The organism is Microbulbifer mixtoriginis (SeqCode) (assembly GCF_052466695.1).
In genome coordinates, this window is the sequence record NZ_CP174285.1 from 344,838 (window position 1) to 361,513 (window position 16,676).

16 protein-coding genes and 1 tRNA gene are annotated in these 16,676 nt (G+C 46.4%); 10 read left to right on the forward strand and 7 right to left on the reverse strand.

Annotation, left to right across the window (positions count from 1 at the left end; translation table 11 throughout):
• Window positions 1-66: 66 nt before the first annotated feature.
• On the forward strand, window positions 67-456 hold the full coding sequence (locus ACJJI0_RS01475) for a LexA family protein (RefSeq protein WP_252082261.1): 390 nt from the start codon (window positions 67-69) through the stop codon (window positions 454-456).
• A complete protein-coding gene (locus ACJJI0_RS01480; protein ID WP_444884351.1) occupies window positions 457-1,710 on the forward strand; it encodes a Y-family DNA polymerase in 1,254 nt (417 codons plus the stop codon).
• A gap of 463 nt (window positions 1,711-2,173) precedes the next feature.
• On the opposite strand, the gene ACJJI0_RS01485 is transcribed toward ACJJI0_RS01480, so the two are convergent.
• Window positions 2,174-2,605, reverse strand: a complete 432-nt coding sequence (locus tag ACJJI0_RS01485) for a winged helix-turn-helix transcriptional regulator (RefSeq protein WP_252082258.1) — start codon at window positions 2,603-2,605, stop codon at window positions 2,174-2,176.
• A gap of 194 nt (window positions 2,606-2,799) precedes the next feature.
• On the opposite strand from ACJJI0_RS01485, the gene ACJJI0_RS01490 reads away from it, so the two are divergent.
• The 3 genes from ACJJI0_RS01490 to ACJJI0_RS01500 all read left to right on the forward strand — a co-directional run bounded on the left by ACJJI0_RS01490 (window position 2,800) and on the right by ACJJI0_RS01500 (window position 5,772).
• Window positions 2,800-3,264, forward strand: a complete 465-nt coding sequence (locus tag ACJJI0_RS01490; protein ID WP_444884352.1) for a hypothetical protein — start codon at window positions 2,800-2,802, stop codon at window positions 3,262-3,264.
• A gap of 10 nt (window positions 3,265-3,274) precedes the next feature.
• On the forward strand, window positions 3,275-3,655 hold the full coding sequence (locus tag ACJJI0_RS01495) for a tautomerase family protein (protein ID WP_444884353.1): 381 nt from the start codon (window positions 3,275-3,277) through the stop codon (window positions 3,653-3,655).
• Window positions 3,656-3,735: 80 nt separating this feature from the next.
• On the forward strand, window positions 3,736-5,772 hold the full coding sequence (locus ACJJI0_RS01500) for an acyl-CoA synthetase (RefSeq protein ID WP_444884354.1): 2,037 nt from the start codon (window positions 3,736-3,738) through the stop codon (window positions 5,770-5,772).
• Between the two features lie 43 nt (window positions 5,773-5,815).
• On the opposite strand, the gene ACJJI0_RS01505 is transcribed toward ACJJI0_RS01500, so the two are convergent.
• From ACJJI0_RS01505 to ACJJI0_RS01525, 5 genes are all read right to left on the reverse strand, one after another.
• Window positions 5,816-6,310, reverse strand: a complete 495-nt coding sequence (locus ACJJI0_RS01505; RefSeq protein WP_444884355.1) for an EamA family transporter — start codon at window positions 6,308-6,310, stop codon at window positions 5,816-5,818.
• Window positions 6,311-6,643: 333 nt separating this feature from the next.
• Complete coding sequence (locus ACJJI0_RS01510) at window positions 6,644-7,813, reverse strand: patatin-like phospholipase family protein (protein ID WP_444884356.1); 1,170 nt, start codon at window positions 7,811-7,813, stop codon at window positions 6,644-6,646.
• 174 nt (window positions 7,814-7,987) lie between these two features.
• Window positions 7,988-8,064, reverse strand: a tRNA-Arg gene (locus tag ACJJI0_RS01515).
• 276 nt (window positions 8,065-8,340) lie between these two features.
• Window positions 8,341-9,198 carry a delta-class carbonic anhydrase gene (locus ACJJI0_RS01520; RefSeq protein WP_444884357.1) on the reverse strand — a complete coding sequence of 286 codons (858 nt, stop codon included), beginning with the start codon at window positions 9,196-9,198 and terminating at the stop codon, window positions 8,341-8,343.
• A 125-nt stretch (window positions 9,199-9,323) separates the two neighbouring features.
• Window positions 9,324-10,448 (reverse strand): FG-GAP repeat domain-containing protein, encoded by a 1,125-nt coding sequence (locus ACJJI0_RS01525; RefSeq protein ID WP_444884358.1) that lies wholly within the window; start codon window positions 10,446-10,448, stop codon window positions 9,324-9,326.
• A 237-nt stretch (window positions 10,449-10,685) separates the two neighbouring features.
• Here ACJJI0_RS01525 and ACJJI0_RS01530 point away from each other — a divergent pair, with 237 nt between their 5' ends.
• The 5 genes from ACJJI0_RS01530 (at window position 10,686) to ACJJI0_RS01550 (ending at window position 15,224) form a co-directional block, all read left to right on the forward strand.
• A complete protein-coding gene (locus ACJJI0_RS01530) occupies window positions 10,686-10,865 on the forward strand; it encodes a hypothetical protein (protein WP_444884359.1) in 180 nt (59 codons plus the stop codon).
• A 1,337-nt stretch (window positions 10,866-12,202) separates the two neighbouring features.
• The gene (locus ACJJI0_RS01535) at window positions 12,203-12,442 is read left to right on the forward strand and encodes a hypothetical protein (protein WP_444884360.1); all 240 of its coding nucleotides are present in this window, start codon (window positions 12,203-12,205) and stop codon (window positions 12,440-12,442) included.
• Window positions 12,443-12,743: 301 nt separating this feature from the next.
• Window positions 12,744-13,619 carry an RbmA family biofilm matrix protein gene (locus ACJJI0_RS01540; RefSeq protein ID WP_444884361.1) on the forward strand — a complete coding sequence of 292 codons (876 nt, stop codon included), beginning with the start codon at window positions 12,744-12,746 and terminating at the stop codon, window positions 13,617-13,619.
• Between the two features lie 144 nt (window positions 13,620-13,763).
• Entirely contained in the window at window positions 13,764-14,645 is an 882-nt protein-coding gene (locus ACJJI0_RS01545) for an RbmA family biofilm matrix protein (RefSeq protein ID WP_444884362.1), read from the forward strand.
• A gap of 423 nt (window positions 14,646-15,068) precedes the next feature.
• Window positions 15,069-15,224, forward strand: a complete 156-nt coding sequence (locus tag ACJJI0_RS01550) for a hypothetical protein (RefSeq protein ID WP_444884363.1) — start codon at window positions 15,069-15,071, stop codon at window positions 15,222-15,224.
• 811 nt (window positions 15,225-16,035) lie between these two features.
• Here the strand turns inward: ACJJI0_RS01550 and ACJJI0_RS01555 are convergent.
• A complete protein-coding gene (locus ACJJI0_RS01555) occupies window positions 16,036-16,572 on the reverse strand; it encodes a hypothetical protein (protein ID WP_444884364.1) in 537 nt (178 codons plus the stop codon).
• Between the last annotated feature and the right edge of the window lie 104 nt (window positions 16,573-16,676).

Consider the following 16,676-nt stretch of genomic DNA (forward strand, 5'->3'; position numbering starts at 1 on the left):
TCGTTCTTGCCGGAATTGGCGAACTCCCCCTAAACTGTATGCATATACAGTGTCGAGTGAAACCCTATGAAACTAGCAACTCTCTACAGTCACGGTGTGGCCGCGGGCTTTCCATCCCCGGCGGATGACCACAAAGAGAAAAGCCTCAGCCTCGATCAGCATTTGATCACTCATCCGGCGGCCACGTTTATGGCTCGTGCCAATGGCGATTCCATGCAGGGCTTGGGGATCTTCGACCGCGACCTTTTGGTTGTTGACCGTTCACTAACGCCAGTACACGGCGATGTGGTGGTGGTGGCTTTGGATGGTCAACTCACCTGCAAAGTACTGGATCGACATCATGGGCGGTTGCTGTCGGCCAACGATCGTTACCCGCCGATACCGGTTTGGGAAGGGCAGGAATTGATTGTTGAAGGGGTGGTTAAAGCCTCCATTCGTTATCACCGCCCTCTCTGAATGCTGGCACTGGTGGATTGCAACAGCTGCTACGCCAGCTGTGAACAGATATTCCGGCCCGACTTAAGGGGGAGGCCGGTGGTGGTGCTCTCTAATAATGATGGTTTTGTGGTGGCGCGCTCAAAAGAGGCCAAGGCACTGGGAATTGGGGATTTGCAGCCCTTCTTCAAGATTGAACATCTGTTGCGGCGGCACAATGTGGCCATCTTCTCCAGCAACTATCCACTGTACGGCGATATTTCCCACCGGGTTATGGAGACCCTGAAGGGCTTTAGCCCAGAGGTGGAGGTGTACAGTATCGATGAGATGTTTCTGAATCTGTATGGTTTACAGGAGGAGTGGTTGGATTACGGCCAGCGGATTCGCACAACCCTATGGCGCGATGTGCGTATGCCGGTGAGTGTGGGGATTGCTCCGAGTAAGACCCTGGCCAAGTTCGCCAATCGGGCAGCGAAAAAAATTGCCAAGTGCAACGGGGTTTGTGCCCTGGATACTCCACAGAAATGGCAATGGCTGCAGAAACGCATGGCGGTCGATAAAGTCTGGGGAGTCGGCAGGCGTCTTGCCAAGCGATTGGGGCGCTTGGGTATAGAGACCGCCTATGACCTGGCCCAGGCCAATCCTAAAATCTTGCGCCGACACACCAATATCAATATTGAACGAACCATTGAGGAATTAAATGGGGTGTCATGCCTGAATCTGGAGGAGCAGCCGCCGGCAAAAAAACAGATTTATTGCACGCGCTCTTTTGGCGAGAAATTGAGCGAACTACAGCCCATTCTGCAGGCAGTTAGTCTCTATGCCAGCCGGGCGGCAGAAAAGCTGCGCGGGCAGGAGTGCCTGGTGGCTTCGATACATGTCTTTCTGCACACCTCGCCCCACGAGCCCCACTATTACAGTCGCAGTACGCTGGTACAGTGCCCCTATGCCACTAATGACACCCGCTTGATTGCGAGCCTGGCCAAGGGGGCCATAACCGAGCTTTACCGCCCTGGTCATCGTTTTATGAAAGCCGGTGTGGGCCTGGTGGAGCTGGTGCCCAGCTCCCTGGGGCAAGGGGATATGTTTACCGCCGGCCAGCCGGCCCGTGCTACGGAGATGATGCAGGCCCTCGATAGAGTCAACCAACGCTTTGGCCGCGGCACTCTTTTTCTAGGGGCTGAGGGGGTGCATAAGCACTGGAAGATGCGTCAAGCTTATCGCTCACCCGCCTACACCACACGCTGGGAGGCCCTGCCATTAGTACATGTTTAAGAAGGTGTGTTTTTAATAAGGGTCTCGCTGGCCCTGCTTCGGAATATCGAGATTTAGCGCTCCGCAGTTGCTGCAGTTTTTGAAGAGAATTGGAATATTGTCCAGCTGAGTATTGCAAAAGAAACAGTGGCCGCTCTTTAAGGTCTTGTGGCCTGCGAATTGCTTCACCGCCATCATGGGGAGGCCAATGGTTGGTTTTAAAGTTTTGATCAGCTTTGCGCTAATTCTGCTATCGGGAAAAGCGCGGAGGATTTCCTGTATTGAAATAAGCGCTGAATCCTCGATATTCCAGAGTTGGCCGCAATGATCACAATAAAGTTGCATCGGGTGGTTAGGATTGGTTACCGATCGATAAATCTAGTCTAGCTATAAGCCGTGAGCGAGGGGAGGGAACGAGGGAGGGTAGCGAGATAAGTAAGTGTGGAGAGAGCAGGCCCCTCGGTGGGTCTTAACCCGCTGCTCTTTAGTATTTCAAATCCAGATCCAGCAGGGATACCGGCTTACCATCTTTACTCACCAAATCTATCTGAACAGGCTCCCCGGTTCTTTTATCAATCACACGGGACCAGCGCACATTGGCTTTCTCAGACCAGTGTGCACTCCAATCAATCATAGAAACCAAAACGGGAACGAGCGCGAGGCATTTTGGGGTAGGGCTGTACAGCATACGCCGTGCTCCGGGCTTAATGGGCGCCTTAATCAGAATGCCGGCTTCTTCCAGGTTGGAGAGTCTTTGTGTAAGGATATTTCGGGAGATCTGCAAGCTGTCCTGAAGCGAGTCGAACCGATTAACGCCTCTCAGTACATCGCGGACAACAAGCAGGCTCCAGCGGTCGCCGATTACAGAAAGTGCCTCTTCGATCCCACATTGAACAGCGGGTTTACTCTCGCTCATAGCAGTCCCAGGGTTGCTCAAGGCGCCATAGTCTCACAAGCCAGTTCCAAAACAAAACTTCCCTGGAGGCCGCTTCGGGCCGTCATATTGCCATAGGTTATTGAGAGATCGGCCGATAACCTATCAATTTTAGTTGTATTTTGGAACTTAATGGTATTAAATTAGTTCCGAAATGAAACTTATTTGGAGATGAAATGCATTTTAAACCTATCGTGTTATGCGCTCTGGTCGAGGGCTCGCAAGCAAGTTTCAACAAGGCTGCGTTGGAGCAGGTGATACGGCGGGCTTACCGGGGTCACCTGGACCAGTCCGTCACTCCCAGGCTGGTGTGGATGGAGGTTCCGCCAGATCAGGCCTTTATGAACGGAGAGAAATCTTCGGTGGCTACCCTGATGGCTCCCGTGCCTGATGGGACATCAAACAAGCTGCGTCACCCGTTTTTATACGAACTGCTGGAGCAGTGGTGTGTCACCACTGGGATCAATAAAAACGAGGTCGTTATTACTGCACCTGACCAGTCTCTCAGCAGGAAATTTCTAAGTGCAAATCGCAAACGTATGCCGCCGCTGCGGCAAATTGCCTACATAGCCAAAACACTGGTGCGTTTAGTGAGATCCAAAAGCACCACGGGGCACTTCAACACTCATATCAATCTATAAGAGGCCGCAAATGCCGCTTTACACAATTTCCACCCAGCGCCCACTATCCGGCTCCGAGCAGCAAGCTCTTGTCTCCGGGGTCACAGAAGCTCACTGCACAATAACTGGCGCGCCCGCGCAATTTGTACAGGTTGTATTTAGTCGAGGCATTCATTTGCGTTCAAAGAGTAGTCTTCATATTCTGGGTTCCATTCGCTCAGGCCGTAGCGATAAAATCAAGTCAGCTCTAGCTAATAGCTTTATCAAAATGGCCTCTCAGCTTTTGGGTTGTTCATCAGCTCGTTGTGAGGTGGATCTTATTGATGTTCCCGCCAGTTGGGTGATTGAGGGCGGGGCAGTTATGCCGGAGCCCGGAGACGAGCAGGAGTGGCTCACACAGCAATCCAGCTAGGTTCGCTTTGCTTTCTATATATCAAAATAAGAAATAATTTAGTACAGCCACATTCTGATTGGCTATCAGGGAGTAATATTATGTCCACTTCAACTTTGAAAGATATTGAGGCTTTGGAAAATTACTTGCTAACGGGCAAGCAACCAGAGGGGGAAGATTTCTCCAACCTTAAAGCGCTTACTGAAAAATTCAGCGGCAACACTTTTGAAGCAATAATGGCTGCGTGCAAGTGTTACTCCCAGCAAACAGCGATTTCTTTTTTTCTCTCAGGCAAAGATTATAGAAAGCCAGTAAAGATCAGCTATCAAACACTGTCTGAACGTATTATTCAAACTGCTAATTTATTGAATAGTGTTGGCATTAAAGAACATGACACGGTTGCGTTTGTACTGCCAAATTTACCAGAAACGCACTATGTACTCTGGGGGGCAGAGGCGGCCGCTAAAGTATTGGCCATTAATCCGCTACTGGAGGCCAGGCAGATAGAAGAGCTGATTCGGCATAGCCAAGCAAAGGCTATCGTTACCTTGAGCCCTTTCCCTGGTACCGATATCTGTGAAAAAATTGAAAGTATCTTGCCAAATTTGCCTGAGGTTAAAAATATCTTCCATGTGGACCCAGCTTATCATGCAAGGGGTTTTAAAGGCATTGCGGCTAGTGCGATACAGTATCAATACCGAAAACGGCTGCCCCCCTTGCAAGGTAAAAAGCGGATAGCCTACCAGTCGGCACTTAATCAGCAACCGTCTAGCCATTTGAATTTCAAACGCAGTATCCACAGTGATGATACCGCCTCTCTATTTTGTACTGGGGGCACAACAGGCCTACCCAAAATTGCTACCCATACGCACGGGAATGAACTGGCCAATGCAAAAAGTATAGGTCTGGTAGCTGGCGACATTATGGGGCCAGGAAAAGTTATCTTATGTGGCCTGCCACTTTTTCATGTGAATGCGGCAATTGTGACGGGGCTAGCGGCCTTTATTAATGGTTGCGAGGTGGTATTAATGACCCCTCAAGGTTACCGAGGTGAGGGTGTTTTCAGTAATTTCTGGAAAATTATTGAGTTCTACCGCGTGAACAGCTTCAGCGCTGTGCCCACAGTTTATTCCACTTTGCTGCAGCAGCCAGTAAATCAGTGCGATATCTCCTCCCTACAAATGGCTTTGTGCGGCGCGGCGCCTATGCCGGTTGAGGTTTTTAATGCTTTTGAGCGTATAACCGGTGTGCAAATCGTAGAGGGATATGGTTTAACGGAAGGTACTTGCGCTAGTAGTCTCACGCCACCACATGGCGTGAAGAAGGTGGGTTCTATCGGGCTGCGTTTACCGCTGCAAGAGATGAGAAGTGCCCAGCTGGATGAGCAAGGCAACTTCATTCGGTATAGCCAGGCCAATGAAATCGGTAATCTGCTGATTCATGGGAATAATGTATTTAATGGTTACCTTAATCCTGAGCATAACCAGGGGATATGGGTAGAAGATGCTCAAGGACAGCGCTGGTTTAACACCGGGGATTTGGGCAGGCAGGATGAAGATGGCTATTTTTGGCTCACAGGCCGAAAAAAAGAGTTGATAGTACGTGGAGGGCATAATATTGAGCCCAAATTGATAGAAGAGGTGCTTTGCCAGCATCCTTCCGTTGCTATGGCTGCAGCGGTAGGTACACCAGATGCCCACGCGGGAGAGGTTCCTGTCGCCTACGTCAAGTTATCAGAGGAAGCGATTAGTCCCCTGATAGTCAAAGGGCATGAGGTTGTAATGGATGATTTGGCCAAAGCCCTGCTTGAAGCAATTACTACCTATGCCAAAGAAAATATTACTGAGCGAGCGGCCATTCCCAGAAGAATTGTGCTCCGTGCCGAACTCCCTACTACAGCGGTTGGCAAAATTTTCAAGCCCGCTTTAGAAATGGAAGAGATCCGTTTGTGTGTTCAGGGGATTATTGATCAGTTGGTGAGGGGAACAGACATGGTCACTGCCAGCAACCAGGTAAAGGTGGAGCAGGATAAGGTACTTGGCACTATTGCCAGGGTTACCACAGGAGGGAACCCTAGCTTGGAGGGCGCCCTTGCGGAACAGCTTGCGCCCTACACCTTTAAATATGAAATTGTTTAATCTTTCTCTGAGGGTGCTCTCTTTGAGAGCATCGAGATCAAGTCTACTCAATCTTTGGGAGCCTGAACGGTTTGCCCAGGGGCTTTTCCAGCCCTAATAATCTACCATATAAGGAGTTGCATATAAGCCCAGCCATAATCAGCGCAAAGCCTATAATTTCTATGGTCTGTAACTTTTCGTCCAGGATAATACTAGAAGTGATAATACCTACTACTGGAATCAATAGAGCAAAAGGGGTAACCGCTATAGCGGGATGTGATCTAAGGAGCCTGCCCCAAATTGCGAAAGCAATTAGGGTGGAGGTGTAACTGACAAAGGCAAGGGATAGCCAGGTTTTCTGATTGGCACTAATAATTAGAGTTAACGGGTCTTGGCTCTCCAGGAAATAGGAGAGAACAAAAAGTGGTATGGGAGGTACCAGGCATACCCAGATCATAAAGTGCAGTAGATTGACGCCCTGGATACGTTTCATATCTAGTAGGAGTTGCCTGGGAAACTGCTCCTGCATGGTAAAGTGAAATTGGAAATAGTCAATCAAATAGTATTGATCTTGTGGAGCCGGGAGAGTTGGATTTTTCGGGGTGCCTTGTCTAAAAACTTAACAATACAACCTAGGATTATCTTTATCTGCCCAATCAGTCTAACAGTGAGACATTTCAAGGGGCAATGGCGTTGATGGTCGAGGAGGTCAACAAAAGGGCAGGTAATATTATCATCGAGATAATCGTATTCTGTACAGTTTTTCTGAGTAACTAGGTAATCTTCAGGGCATAAAAACTGCAGGTGAACTATCGAAAGTTAAGGGCAGGGGAAAATATTTAGTAATCAGCGAAAACATAGATGCTCAAATATTCGAACTTGTCATGAGCTTCTATTGAGAAGATGTTCCATCTGGCTGGTTGAGCCGCTCGATAATTCTTTGTATGTCCTGTTGATTTTCTTCTATCAAGCGGTCGGCATAAATTTTTAAATGGTGTAGCGAATCGTAGTCAAAGATATCGACGAATGGATCAGCAATTTCGATATTGAGATAATCGTATTCCAGGCGGTCGCTATCGGAGAAATGTTGGGCGAGATCAAGAGCGTATAATTGTTGAAGGTCCATATATCTCTGGATATTAGAAAAAGCATCTCGTATCCAGCGAATGCGCCCCCAGTTTTTTAGCTCGCTATAATCTACCTCGCTACTGGCCAATGGTGGCGAACCTGCCCCCAATATTAGAACGTAGTAGTTTTTATTTGGGAACTCTTTAAGGATATCAAGTAGCACCAGACTGGTGGGGTTATTCATGGCTAGACCTGCATCGGCAAAGTAACGGTGCACTCTGGTTTGCTCTGGTGTTTTGAAGACTACCGGGGGAAAGGCGGTCTCGGCACTGACTGCTGCCGTGATAAGTTGGTATAAGCTGTCGGTAGGTAATTGTTTGATTGCATCCCCACGATTTTTGAAAAGGTGTATTTCACCACTGTGAATGTCCAGTGCAGGAATAAGAACAAAGTTATTTAAGTCTGTAAAAGAGAGCGACTTTGTATAGTGGTTTTCCAGTACACGGTGGAGTCGTTCCCCCATGAAAGACGGGGAAAAAAGCCCCCAGCCTGTTAATAGATCATGATACCAGGGTGAGGAAAACAGATAGTCACTTTCTTCTTTATAGAGTTGTATTAAGTACTCTGTGGCAGAATCATGCCCGGTGTAGTTTTTGGGAATAAATTTTTCAGGGATGTTGATGCCGCTGGCTACAATAGCACCGCTGGATACACCACTATAAACATCAAAAACTTCGCTAATAGGTTTGTTTAGTTTGTTCTCGATATAGTTGAGCACATATAAGGGGATGAGCCCCCGGACACCGCCGCCATCTACAATCAAGATTTTGATGGTGTCTTTTTCTTTGAGGTAATCCAGGCTTTCAGATCGTTCGGGCTCGGAGGGGGAGCTTTTGAAGGTGGCAGACTGAGTAAAGTGCTTGTTGTAGACGTAAGCGGCAACAATATAAATTACAAGGATACAGAGTAGGGCTAAAATCGCACGCTTAAGCATAAGACTGCAGGCCACTCTTACTTAAAGAGTTAGTGAATGCTGCCGGGCCGAAGCCGAGATTACCTTAGGCTAATGAGAAGTGTATGGTCGTATGCCTGCAATCGCTACTTATGAATCTATCTACTGAAGAAATAAAAAAAGGGCTTGCATCCGGAGATGCAAGCCCTTTTGAAATGGCGCGCTCGGGAGGATTCGAACCTCCGACCGCCTGGTTCGTAGCCAGGTACTCTATCCAGCTGAGCTACGAGCGCGTCGTTGAGGGTGCGCACAATATAGACTTCTCCATGGAGCGTCAAGTACTTTTATGAAAAAGAGTACTTGAGGTTAAATATTGACCATCATGCAAAGGAGAGTAGTGGTCAGCTCCTACTCCGGTTGACCAAGAAGCGGGGTGGTTTAGCTATGGCATTACTTGGCATCAATACATTAGTAGCCTTGAGCTGTTTGAGGGGTCGTTAGCCGCTTAGTGGCGTGTCCGTTGTTGTTGGATAGGATCACGCTGGTAGTTTTATTCTTGCCATGGGTGTTTAGTGTTTAATCTCGGAGAGAAGCTTAGGGTTCTGGATCAGATTCCTTACACCGTGAGCATGATTTTCATTAAAGATATTGTCCTTGCACCAGTTGCCCACAGAAGTAATGTTGACCTTGGCAACGTTGGGGCGGACACTCCAGGTGACTTGATAAGGGGAGCCTTGTTCATTGTAATCTGGACCGGTGGTGGAACCTGAATACTGAATTGGCTTTCCAGTATTGCTGGGAATGCCCAAGGCTTGTTGAAAACCACTTTTTTCATCATGGGCAGTTAGCTTTACAAAGTCTAAAGCAGTGGAATCATTCACCAAGACATAAACTTGCGTTTCTACACGCAATTGTGGATTCTTAATCTCTTCATTAAAGCAGGAACCCAAGGTTGGGCCCGGCTTGATTTTGGCGGATGAGTGGACGTAATGGACTTCAATGGTATCTCCCGGATAAAGACTCCCATGATCGCTTGGGCACACTTCTTGATTAGGCGGAGCTAACTCGGCCGTGGTAAGAGTACCGGAATATTTAAAGCCTGACAGGAAGCCATGCCCATCACCATTGCCCGCATACTGGGTAAACTCTCCACCTTTGTGCTCAGCATTTTTATGAAAATGGATATTGCACAAATTCATAACTGTATGCGCTGGTGCGGCAGCGAAGAAAATCGTATGGTTTCCGGAAGTTGATTCAATATCTCGTGGTGATTGCGGGCCAAAGCTTCTCCCTGTGGTGTTCTTCTCTAAATTCGCGCGTTGATTTGCAATGGCTTCATCTGATACTGCGCCACCACTGTCTAGTGCATTTGTGTTGAAGGCTACGGTTGTCGTTGCAGCTAAAACAAAAAGAGATTTTATTTTCACGGTGATAACCTTCTGCGGTTTGTTGTGGTTGAGAGGTTGGTTGTATTTATGTGGATATGTTGCTCTGGTAATTAATTCCGGTACGCTGCAGGAGTAACTTTAGATTACATCCAATAGGGCATATGTTACTCTATCCGGCTTATATACACAGCTGCTAAATTGCTGTTGCCATCCGCAACAATAAAGTCACTTTTACCGTCTTTGTTTAAATCTAAAAGTGCGACCCCCCATGGGTTGGGAGTGTTCAAATTCTTAAATTTGATTGACTTGATCGTCGGGCCTCCAATCAAAATAAGCACTTCACCTGACCAACTGCTGACTAAAGCATCGTCAATATCATCGCCATTGAGATCTCCCGTTGCAATCTGTTTGGCGCCATTAGATGCCTGGATTTCGATTTGTTTCTTTTTTAGAAAACTACCGCTACCATCTCCTGGGATTATAGTAATGATATTGCGATTGTTCGCTACAAGTAAATCCATGTTTCCGTCTCCGTTCACGTCTGCCGCCTCAATGCTAAATGGCACTTCGGATTGCGCAAGACGACTTAAGCTGAAAGAACCCTTGCCCGATTTATTATTTATTAATATGCCTATGTCATTCTGATTTGGAGTTACCAAATCGGAGTGTCCGTCTTTATTTAAGTCTTTGATGGCAAATCCCCGGTAGGGGTCTCCTCCCACTTTGATAGTCTTTCCTGGCAGTTTAAAATCACCATTCCCGTGTCCTTTGAGAACGAGTAAACCTTCGTGATTACGGTTGTCTACAATCAGATCAACTTTGTTATCACCATCAAGGTCATTTAATCGGACGGCATGTGGGTGAGGTGTTACGTGCACGTTTAATGGTGAATTCGGTGCGGGGTTAAAACCTCCTTTGCCATTTCCTAATAGCATGGTGACGTATGAGGTTTCGTGGTTGGCTATAACAACATCAACGTTCCCATCGCCATTGATGTCAGAGGCCGATAGACCTGAAGGGCTGTCACCGGCGGGGAAATCTCCCGCTAGTGTCAAAGTCCCATTGCCATTGGAAAGATAGGTTACTATGTCGTTGTCCGAATTGTTTGCAATAATTACATCTTGATTTCCGTCTGAATTAAGGTCAGTTACTGCAATTGCAGGTTGGCCGGCACCAACTTTAAGTATGGAAGCAGAGTAAGATATATTTTCTACTTTAATTGTGTCTGCGGAGCATAAAGCGCTAGACATAAAGCAGAGTGTTAGAAGAATATATTTAGTTAAATTCATTTTCTTATGATTCTCTAAGGTTTATGTGAGTGCATAACAAGTTTTAAGGGGATGCTCTGGTCTAGAGTTGACTAAGTTTAATTATCTCCGGCTTAGAACTTTATCTGCTCTAGGCAATTAATCGAGACTGATTTGTTAACCTCTGGTTGATTTGGCAGCATCTGAATTTTGTGTGGGCTAAGTGGATGTTGTCACAACTTAATAACTTATCAATATTATGTGCAGCGCAAAATACCCGTGATCGACCTTAAGCGTTATTCTGCCTTTTCAGGGAAAATTCTTTTTTTAATGTCAGAGCTCTCAGGTGGAGGGTTCTTCAAGCTGTTCTTGATTGTGCTTGTGCAGTTAAATAAAGCCTTGGGTTTTCCTGTATTATGGCTGCTTAAAAGAGTCAGGCTGCTCTTTGTTGGCGCTTGAAAATATCTTTTGGTCCCTAGTAGTCACTATTAACCATGTGTCGTCAAAGTCTATTTAAGTACAGGCTCAGTGTACCAGGATACCTGCTGGTAAAGACCCCATACAGGTTGCGCGGCTCTTTTGTAAGAGAGCGATTAAAAATTATATTGTATTCATGTCTCATTTAGGCTCGCAATTTTATGCCTGGGTTGTTATAACAAATACTATCCTTGGTAATAGGAATGTGGGGCCCGTTGGTTCCAGGCTAGTTATTTTGAACATGGGTAAGCTGGGAATATTACTGGAGCTGATGCCAACCAGTCGCCCTGAAAGAACGACATTAGATTGAAGTACTCAATGGGCAAAACGAAAACACTAATTGTCTACTGAGGTACTTCCTCTTGAAAGAATTGCAAGCCGGCATGATGCCTAAAAGTCGGGGGCGTTTATGTGTTTTTTCTGGTAGGAGATCATCCCTTTACCTATAGATTGGCATGACCTAGGTTGCTAAAGCGGGCGGAAGCGGAGAGACGCAAAGCCCTAGAGCCTGCTATGGTAATACCCACTATATATGTGTAACCGGCATTAACTCGTTTTCCGTGTAAGTCACTCCGGCCTATTCAACAAATCAAACACCAGCCTGGAAAACTGCTTGATCTTTTCTGGATCGGATAAAAGCTGCATTATCTGATTCTTGCTTGCACGCCTTAAAGCTATTTTCCATATTGGCGATGAGTGCCGCATCACCCCCTCGCTTACTGTTCTCAAACATTTCCTTGACCTGTTTATTGGCGGCTAGGGCAGATTTGCAGTGGACCTGCCAGCGCTCAACAGCCGGCTTACAGATATTGTCAATCGCCGCGTTGCTCTTACTCTTGATAAAAAAGGCCGCGCAGAACTGCTCTACTTCCGGCCTGGTAAAGATGCCCGCAGCTTGTCGAGCAAATCAAAAATCAGGTCCGGGTCGGTGACGTTGGCCAGCTAGTATTTCAATTGCTCGGAGTAGGGCGCTTGGGTGGCCGCGATGTCTATGATCAAAGCCAGTTTTTTAGCGGTTATCGGTGAATGACCAGAGTGCTGACATCAACCCAGCCACGCTCACCATCCTAGGCATAGCCACTATCGCAGTCGGCTAGCTATACAGCATCACCAGCCCAGGCCCGAAGGCACAAATCTGCGTGTTAGCAGGAATCAAACATCTTTAGCGGCATACCCAATAACGGCAAACCCTTCGCACAAGAGGACACCCTAGCGCCCGCCGTCAAGCCCGGGACACTATCGACGCACAACTGCAGCTAGAAGAGCAGGCCATACAAAACGATCCGCCGGGCACTGCCAGTAATGGCGAGCGCTACCTAGTGGCTTCAGGCAGCGGCGCCTGGGCCGACAAAGTCGACCAGCTTGCCCGCTATGTGGCAATGTCAGGCTACAGACAATTTTGCCTGGCAAAAGTGGCCCCGAATAAAGAGGACAAACTGCTGTATATGAAAGGCAACAGCGGCTGGCGTATCGCTTACCGGGGGGGGCTCTGCCGAAGATCACTGGGAGTGCAAGCAGCGATTTGGCTGGGGTGCTGGGGTAGATGTTATCCGCGTTAAATAACAATTGCTGGGGTAACCAGGTTGTTTGATCGCTTTGCTTTTGACTGCTGGCTTAGTTGGTACGTATATAAAGGTGAAAATTTTGGGGCATGGGGAAAGAATGAAATAAAATACTTCGGACAGTTTTGGCCTAGTTGTTTTAGGGTTGTAGCTTTGTAAAGGTATTTTTTCACAATTTGGAGATGTCCAAGACTGCGATTAATAGCGATTATCAAGCTGCAGGCCTTATTAGGGTTGGGCGTTAAAAAACTGTCCGAAGTATTTATTTGTTTCATAGTATATGTAATAGGTTGTAATTTTGGAAAAACTGGCTACAGAATCCGCTCTGCACAGGGCTGTGTTAAAAAATTCTATCGGTGGTATCACTTTTATCTGTGCATCGGCACTGGTTCATGCGGATACAATCAGTACAAAAATAGATCTAGGTGAGCCGTTTCCCTTTAGGATGGAAGATGGAGTTAGACATGAGGTGAATTTAGATATTGGTTATCAATTCGATAACATTAAGAAAATTTGCATCAATACTAAGGTTAAAAATGGAACTGCCGACGCAGCATTTTATATAACAGAAAGTGAACCTTCAGGGCCTTTCACTCTCCCTATTATTGATTCGATGGCGCAAATGCTGGTTAGGAGTATAGAGCTTCCAACACCGGAAAACCCTAACCCTGTACCACAGCTACAAGAAAGCATCAATTTCTGCGAGGAAGAAAATAGCGTATTAGCAAAAAATTTTCTTGATGGAGAAGGCAAGTTTACGTTCAATGTATCTGGTGGCTATGTAGATTTCTGGGACTTTGAGCTGGTTGTAGATGGGGATGTCTCTGATACTCAGTTGGCGATTGTGCTTGACGAACCTGTCGAATTTTCAGTTCCTGCCTATGGAGGAAGAGTCAATTACGATGCGAGTATTCGCAATTTAGATTCTTCACAATCATTGGTTACTCTTGAGCAATGGAGCGTGCTCACTCTTCCCAATGGGGATAATTACCCCATTCATAAATCACGTGATGTCGTGTTGAATTATTCTGAGGCAAAGGACTACACTCGAAATTATCTAACGATACCAGGGTGGTTTGAGGCTGGAGATTACGAGTTAACTTGGTATGTCACTGACCCAAGCACCGGGGTTCGGGTGAAAGACAGTCTGTATTTCACTAAAAGTGCTGACTAAGTTTTAAGCTTTCGGCTGAGCTGGGGCGCTCTTGTATCCCAGCTCTTCCTTTATCAAGCCAAGGGCTTTGCTTTTAAGGACTGGGTTATAAAAAACTGTCCGAAGTATTGTTGTGCCTCATAATGTATGTAATGGAATATCGTTTTGAAAAAAATCACAAGTAAATTCCCACAGTATAGGGCTGTATTGAAGAGTTCTATCGCTAGTTTCACTTTAATCTGCGCATCGACCTTGGTTCAGGCAGATACGATCAGTACAAAAATAGATTTAGGTGAGCCGTTCCCCTTCAAGATGGAAGATGGAGTTGAGTATGAGGTGGATTTAGATATTGGCTATCAATTCGACAGCATTGATAACGCTTGTATTAGTACCGAGGTTAAAGGTGGAAATGCCTCTAAGGCATTTCTTGAACTGGAAAGTGAACCTGCTACCGGGTCCTTCATTTTGGGTTATTCTGAGTCCCATGAAATAGGGATGATATACAGTTTCGATTTTCCAACACAGGAAAACCCCAATCCTGTCTCAGAACTGATAAGTTTCGGTTTTTGTGCTGGAAGATTTAATGGTAGCCTCCTGAAAAGAAACTTCCTCGATGGGGAAGGTAAATTTACGGTCAGCGTATCCGGTGGTTATGTTGAATTCTGGGACTTTAAGCTGGTTGTTGAAGGGGACCTATCTGATATTCAGCTGGCGATTGAGCTTGATGAACCTGCCGATTTTTCAGTACCTTCCTACGGGGGAAGAGTCAATTATGATGCAAGTATTCGCAATTTAGATTCTTCACGATCATTGGTTACTCTTGAGCAATGGAGCGTGCTCACTCTTCCCAATGGGGACAAATATCCTATTCATAAATCACGGGATGTTGTGTTGAACTATTCTGAGGCGAAGGATTACACTCGAAATTATTTAACGATACCAGAGTGGTTTGAGGCTGGAGATTACGAGCTAACTTGGTATGTCGCTGACCCAAGCACCGGGATTCGGGTGAAAGACAGTCTGCATTTCACAAAAAGTGCTGACTAAGCTTTCGACTGAGTTGGGATACTCTTGTGTCCCAGCTGTCCCGTTCTAATCATATATGGCTTAGTCATCAAAATAAGTTTTGGATGTTAGACTGCCTTTCGATGTTAAAGTACTGTTGTGTATTTCTCTTACTTGCCGTAACAGCCACTTTAAACGGCTGCTACTAAACTGAGCCCGAGGTTTATGATCACAAGTAGTGGCTTCCCCAGTGGTCCAATGCCGATGGTGACTGTCAGAACACTCGCCAAGAGCTGCTGATTCACCTCTCCTTGACTCCGGTGAACCTCAGAAATGAAAAGGCCTGTACCGTTATGCCGCGCTTATGGTGGCCCCCTATAGCGGCCAGTTTTTCCAAAAGGCTTCGGATCTGGATGTTGAGCATATAGTCCTGCTCGCTTGAGTCCATAAGTATGGCGGTGCCAATTGGGCCTGCGAGCAGCGCCGCGCCTTCGGCAAAGACCCGGCCACCTGTGGCTGGTGGAAGAGGGCCATAACCAGAGCAAGGGCGATAATGGCCCCGATGAGCGGCCCCCTTACCAAAACCATCTACAAGCGGCAGTTTGGGATAGTGGCTGGTAAGTATGGGCTGATGTGGCGCAAAGAAATTAGGCCCGATAAGTAGGGCCTATTTTTTAGTTGCATGCTTATACCTGAGTTTGAAAAACCTTGCTCTTGCAGAAGGCTTTCAAGTTTTGTAAGCGCAGCAGCTTTGCTTCTGCGAGTGAAGGTGACGCCTACGGGTGTTCTGATTTCATTAAGAATGAAGTCGCTTTCTTGAAGTAGATTGGTTTCGTTGTGTACTTCAATTTCCCTTTTTTTAGAGGTTTCAACATCTATATATTGACTACTTACTAGCCCTTTAATTCAACAAATTATTTATTATGATAAGTTTCCCTCGGTGTAATGCAGTTAATCGAAAAAATGAATTGGGAGATATACAATTATTGATTAACAACTGCTCGGTTTCGTGCATGCGTTGAGGAGGCAAACAATGCCAGACAATAATTTGATCTGGATCGAATGTAAGCCCGATTTAATAATTCGCAAACTCTGTGTTGAGAGGGCGTGAATAACCTAGAGAGCATTTCACTGATACTCATTGCCGGGATGACCTACAGCGTGATTATTGAAGGCTTCCTGTGCATTTTGCTGGTACTCTTACAGTGCCTAAAGTTCTCGCCTTGAGGGAGGGTACGAAGGGTTCCCAAGTGTGTCAATGCGCCCAGGAGGACAGACTGGCGCCGCTTCGGCCCGCCGTTCAAGGTGGTGAGGCTGGACATTGATAGCAATATGCGGATGCGCTCTATTGAAATCCTAATGAAGTCCAGCAAGCGCCGCATACTGGAGCTTTGGCAAAACCGAAAATCGGGCTTTTAACTCTATATGGTGTTTAGTTAGTTGCGCTAGTCGACAGAGTGGAAAAGTGGTTATGTCCATCTTTAAAGATGCTTTTTGTGAGGGCGTTCAACTGCTTTTGTAGCCGCTTAAAATTTTCTTGGTCCTGAGCAAAAATTCCAACCGACTGCGAGGCAAGCTCAGTTGATTTCCTCAGATCTTCAATCAGCGTTTGTACTTCTGGCTCGAAGTGCGGCGCCAGTTTCCCCAGCCTTTTATCAGCTTTATTGAGGTGCGAGATGAAGGCTTTTTTGGATTTTGTAGCTTTGCAGTCTGGACTATTGTCTTTTCCTATTTTTTCGAATTCAGAAAGAAGAAGGTTTAGTTTCGACTCCAGGCCACTTATCAAAAGCACGGCATTTTCGTATGCCTTCATCTTTTCATCATAAAGAGCTTTTTTCTCAGGAATCCTGTCTTCTAAGCTTTTTAGTGGCTTTGTTATACGCCAGACTATAAAAGCGCTAATTAGGAAAAAGGTTATCGTGACAACGGCAGTGCGAATGATCTTTGTTCCAAGTTCGAGCTCGTCCATGATTTCTCCTGAGTCATTATTAAAAATAGTCATACGATGCAGCAGCTTCTGAGTGGTTACTCCTCAGTCTTCACCGCAAATAAATCTGGCTGCTATTTCCGTAC

Excerpts from the sequence above, each read along its gene's own strand:
- ACJJI0_RS01475 (WP_252082261.1), top strand. The coding sequence starts at position 67 with ATGAAACTAGCAACTCTCTACAGTCACGGTGTGGCCGCGGGCTTTCCA.
- ACJJI0_RS01480 (WP_444884351.1), top strand. The coding sequence starts at position 457 with ATGCTGGCACTGGTGGATTGCAACAGCTGCTACGCCAGCTGTGAACAG.
- ACJJI0_RS01485 (WP_252082258.1), bottom strand. The coding sequence starts at position 2,605 with ATGAGCGAGAGTAAACCCGCTGTTCAATGTGGGATCGAAGAGGCACTT.
- ACJJI0_RS01490 (WP_444884352.1), top strand. The coding sequence starts at position 2,800 with ATGCATTTTAAACCTATCGTGTTATGCGCTCTGGTCGAGGGCTCGCAA.
- ACJJI0_RS01495 (WP_444884353.1), top strand. The coding sequence starts at position 3,275 with ATGCCGCTTTACACAATTTCCACCCAGCGCCCACTATCCGGCTCCGAG.
- ACJJI0_RS01500 (WP_444884354.1), top strand. The coding sequence starts at position 3,736 with ATGTCCACTTCAACTTTGAAAGATATTGAGGCTTTGGAAAATTACTTG.
- ACJJI0_RS01510 (WP_444884356.1), bottom strand. The coding sequence starts at position 7,813 with ATGCTTAAGCGTGCGATTTTAGCCCTACTCTGTATCCTTGTAATTTAT.
- ACJJI0_RS01525 (WP_444884358.1), bottom strand. The coding sequence starts at position 10,448 with ATGAATTTAACTAAATATATTCTTCTAACACTCTGCTTTATGTCTAGC.
- ACJJI0_RS01555 (WP_444884364.1), bottom strand. The coding sequence starts at position 16,572 with ATGGACGAGCTCGAACTTGGAACAAAGATCATTCGCACTGCCGTTGTC.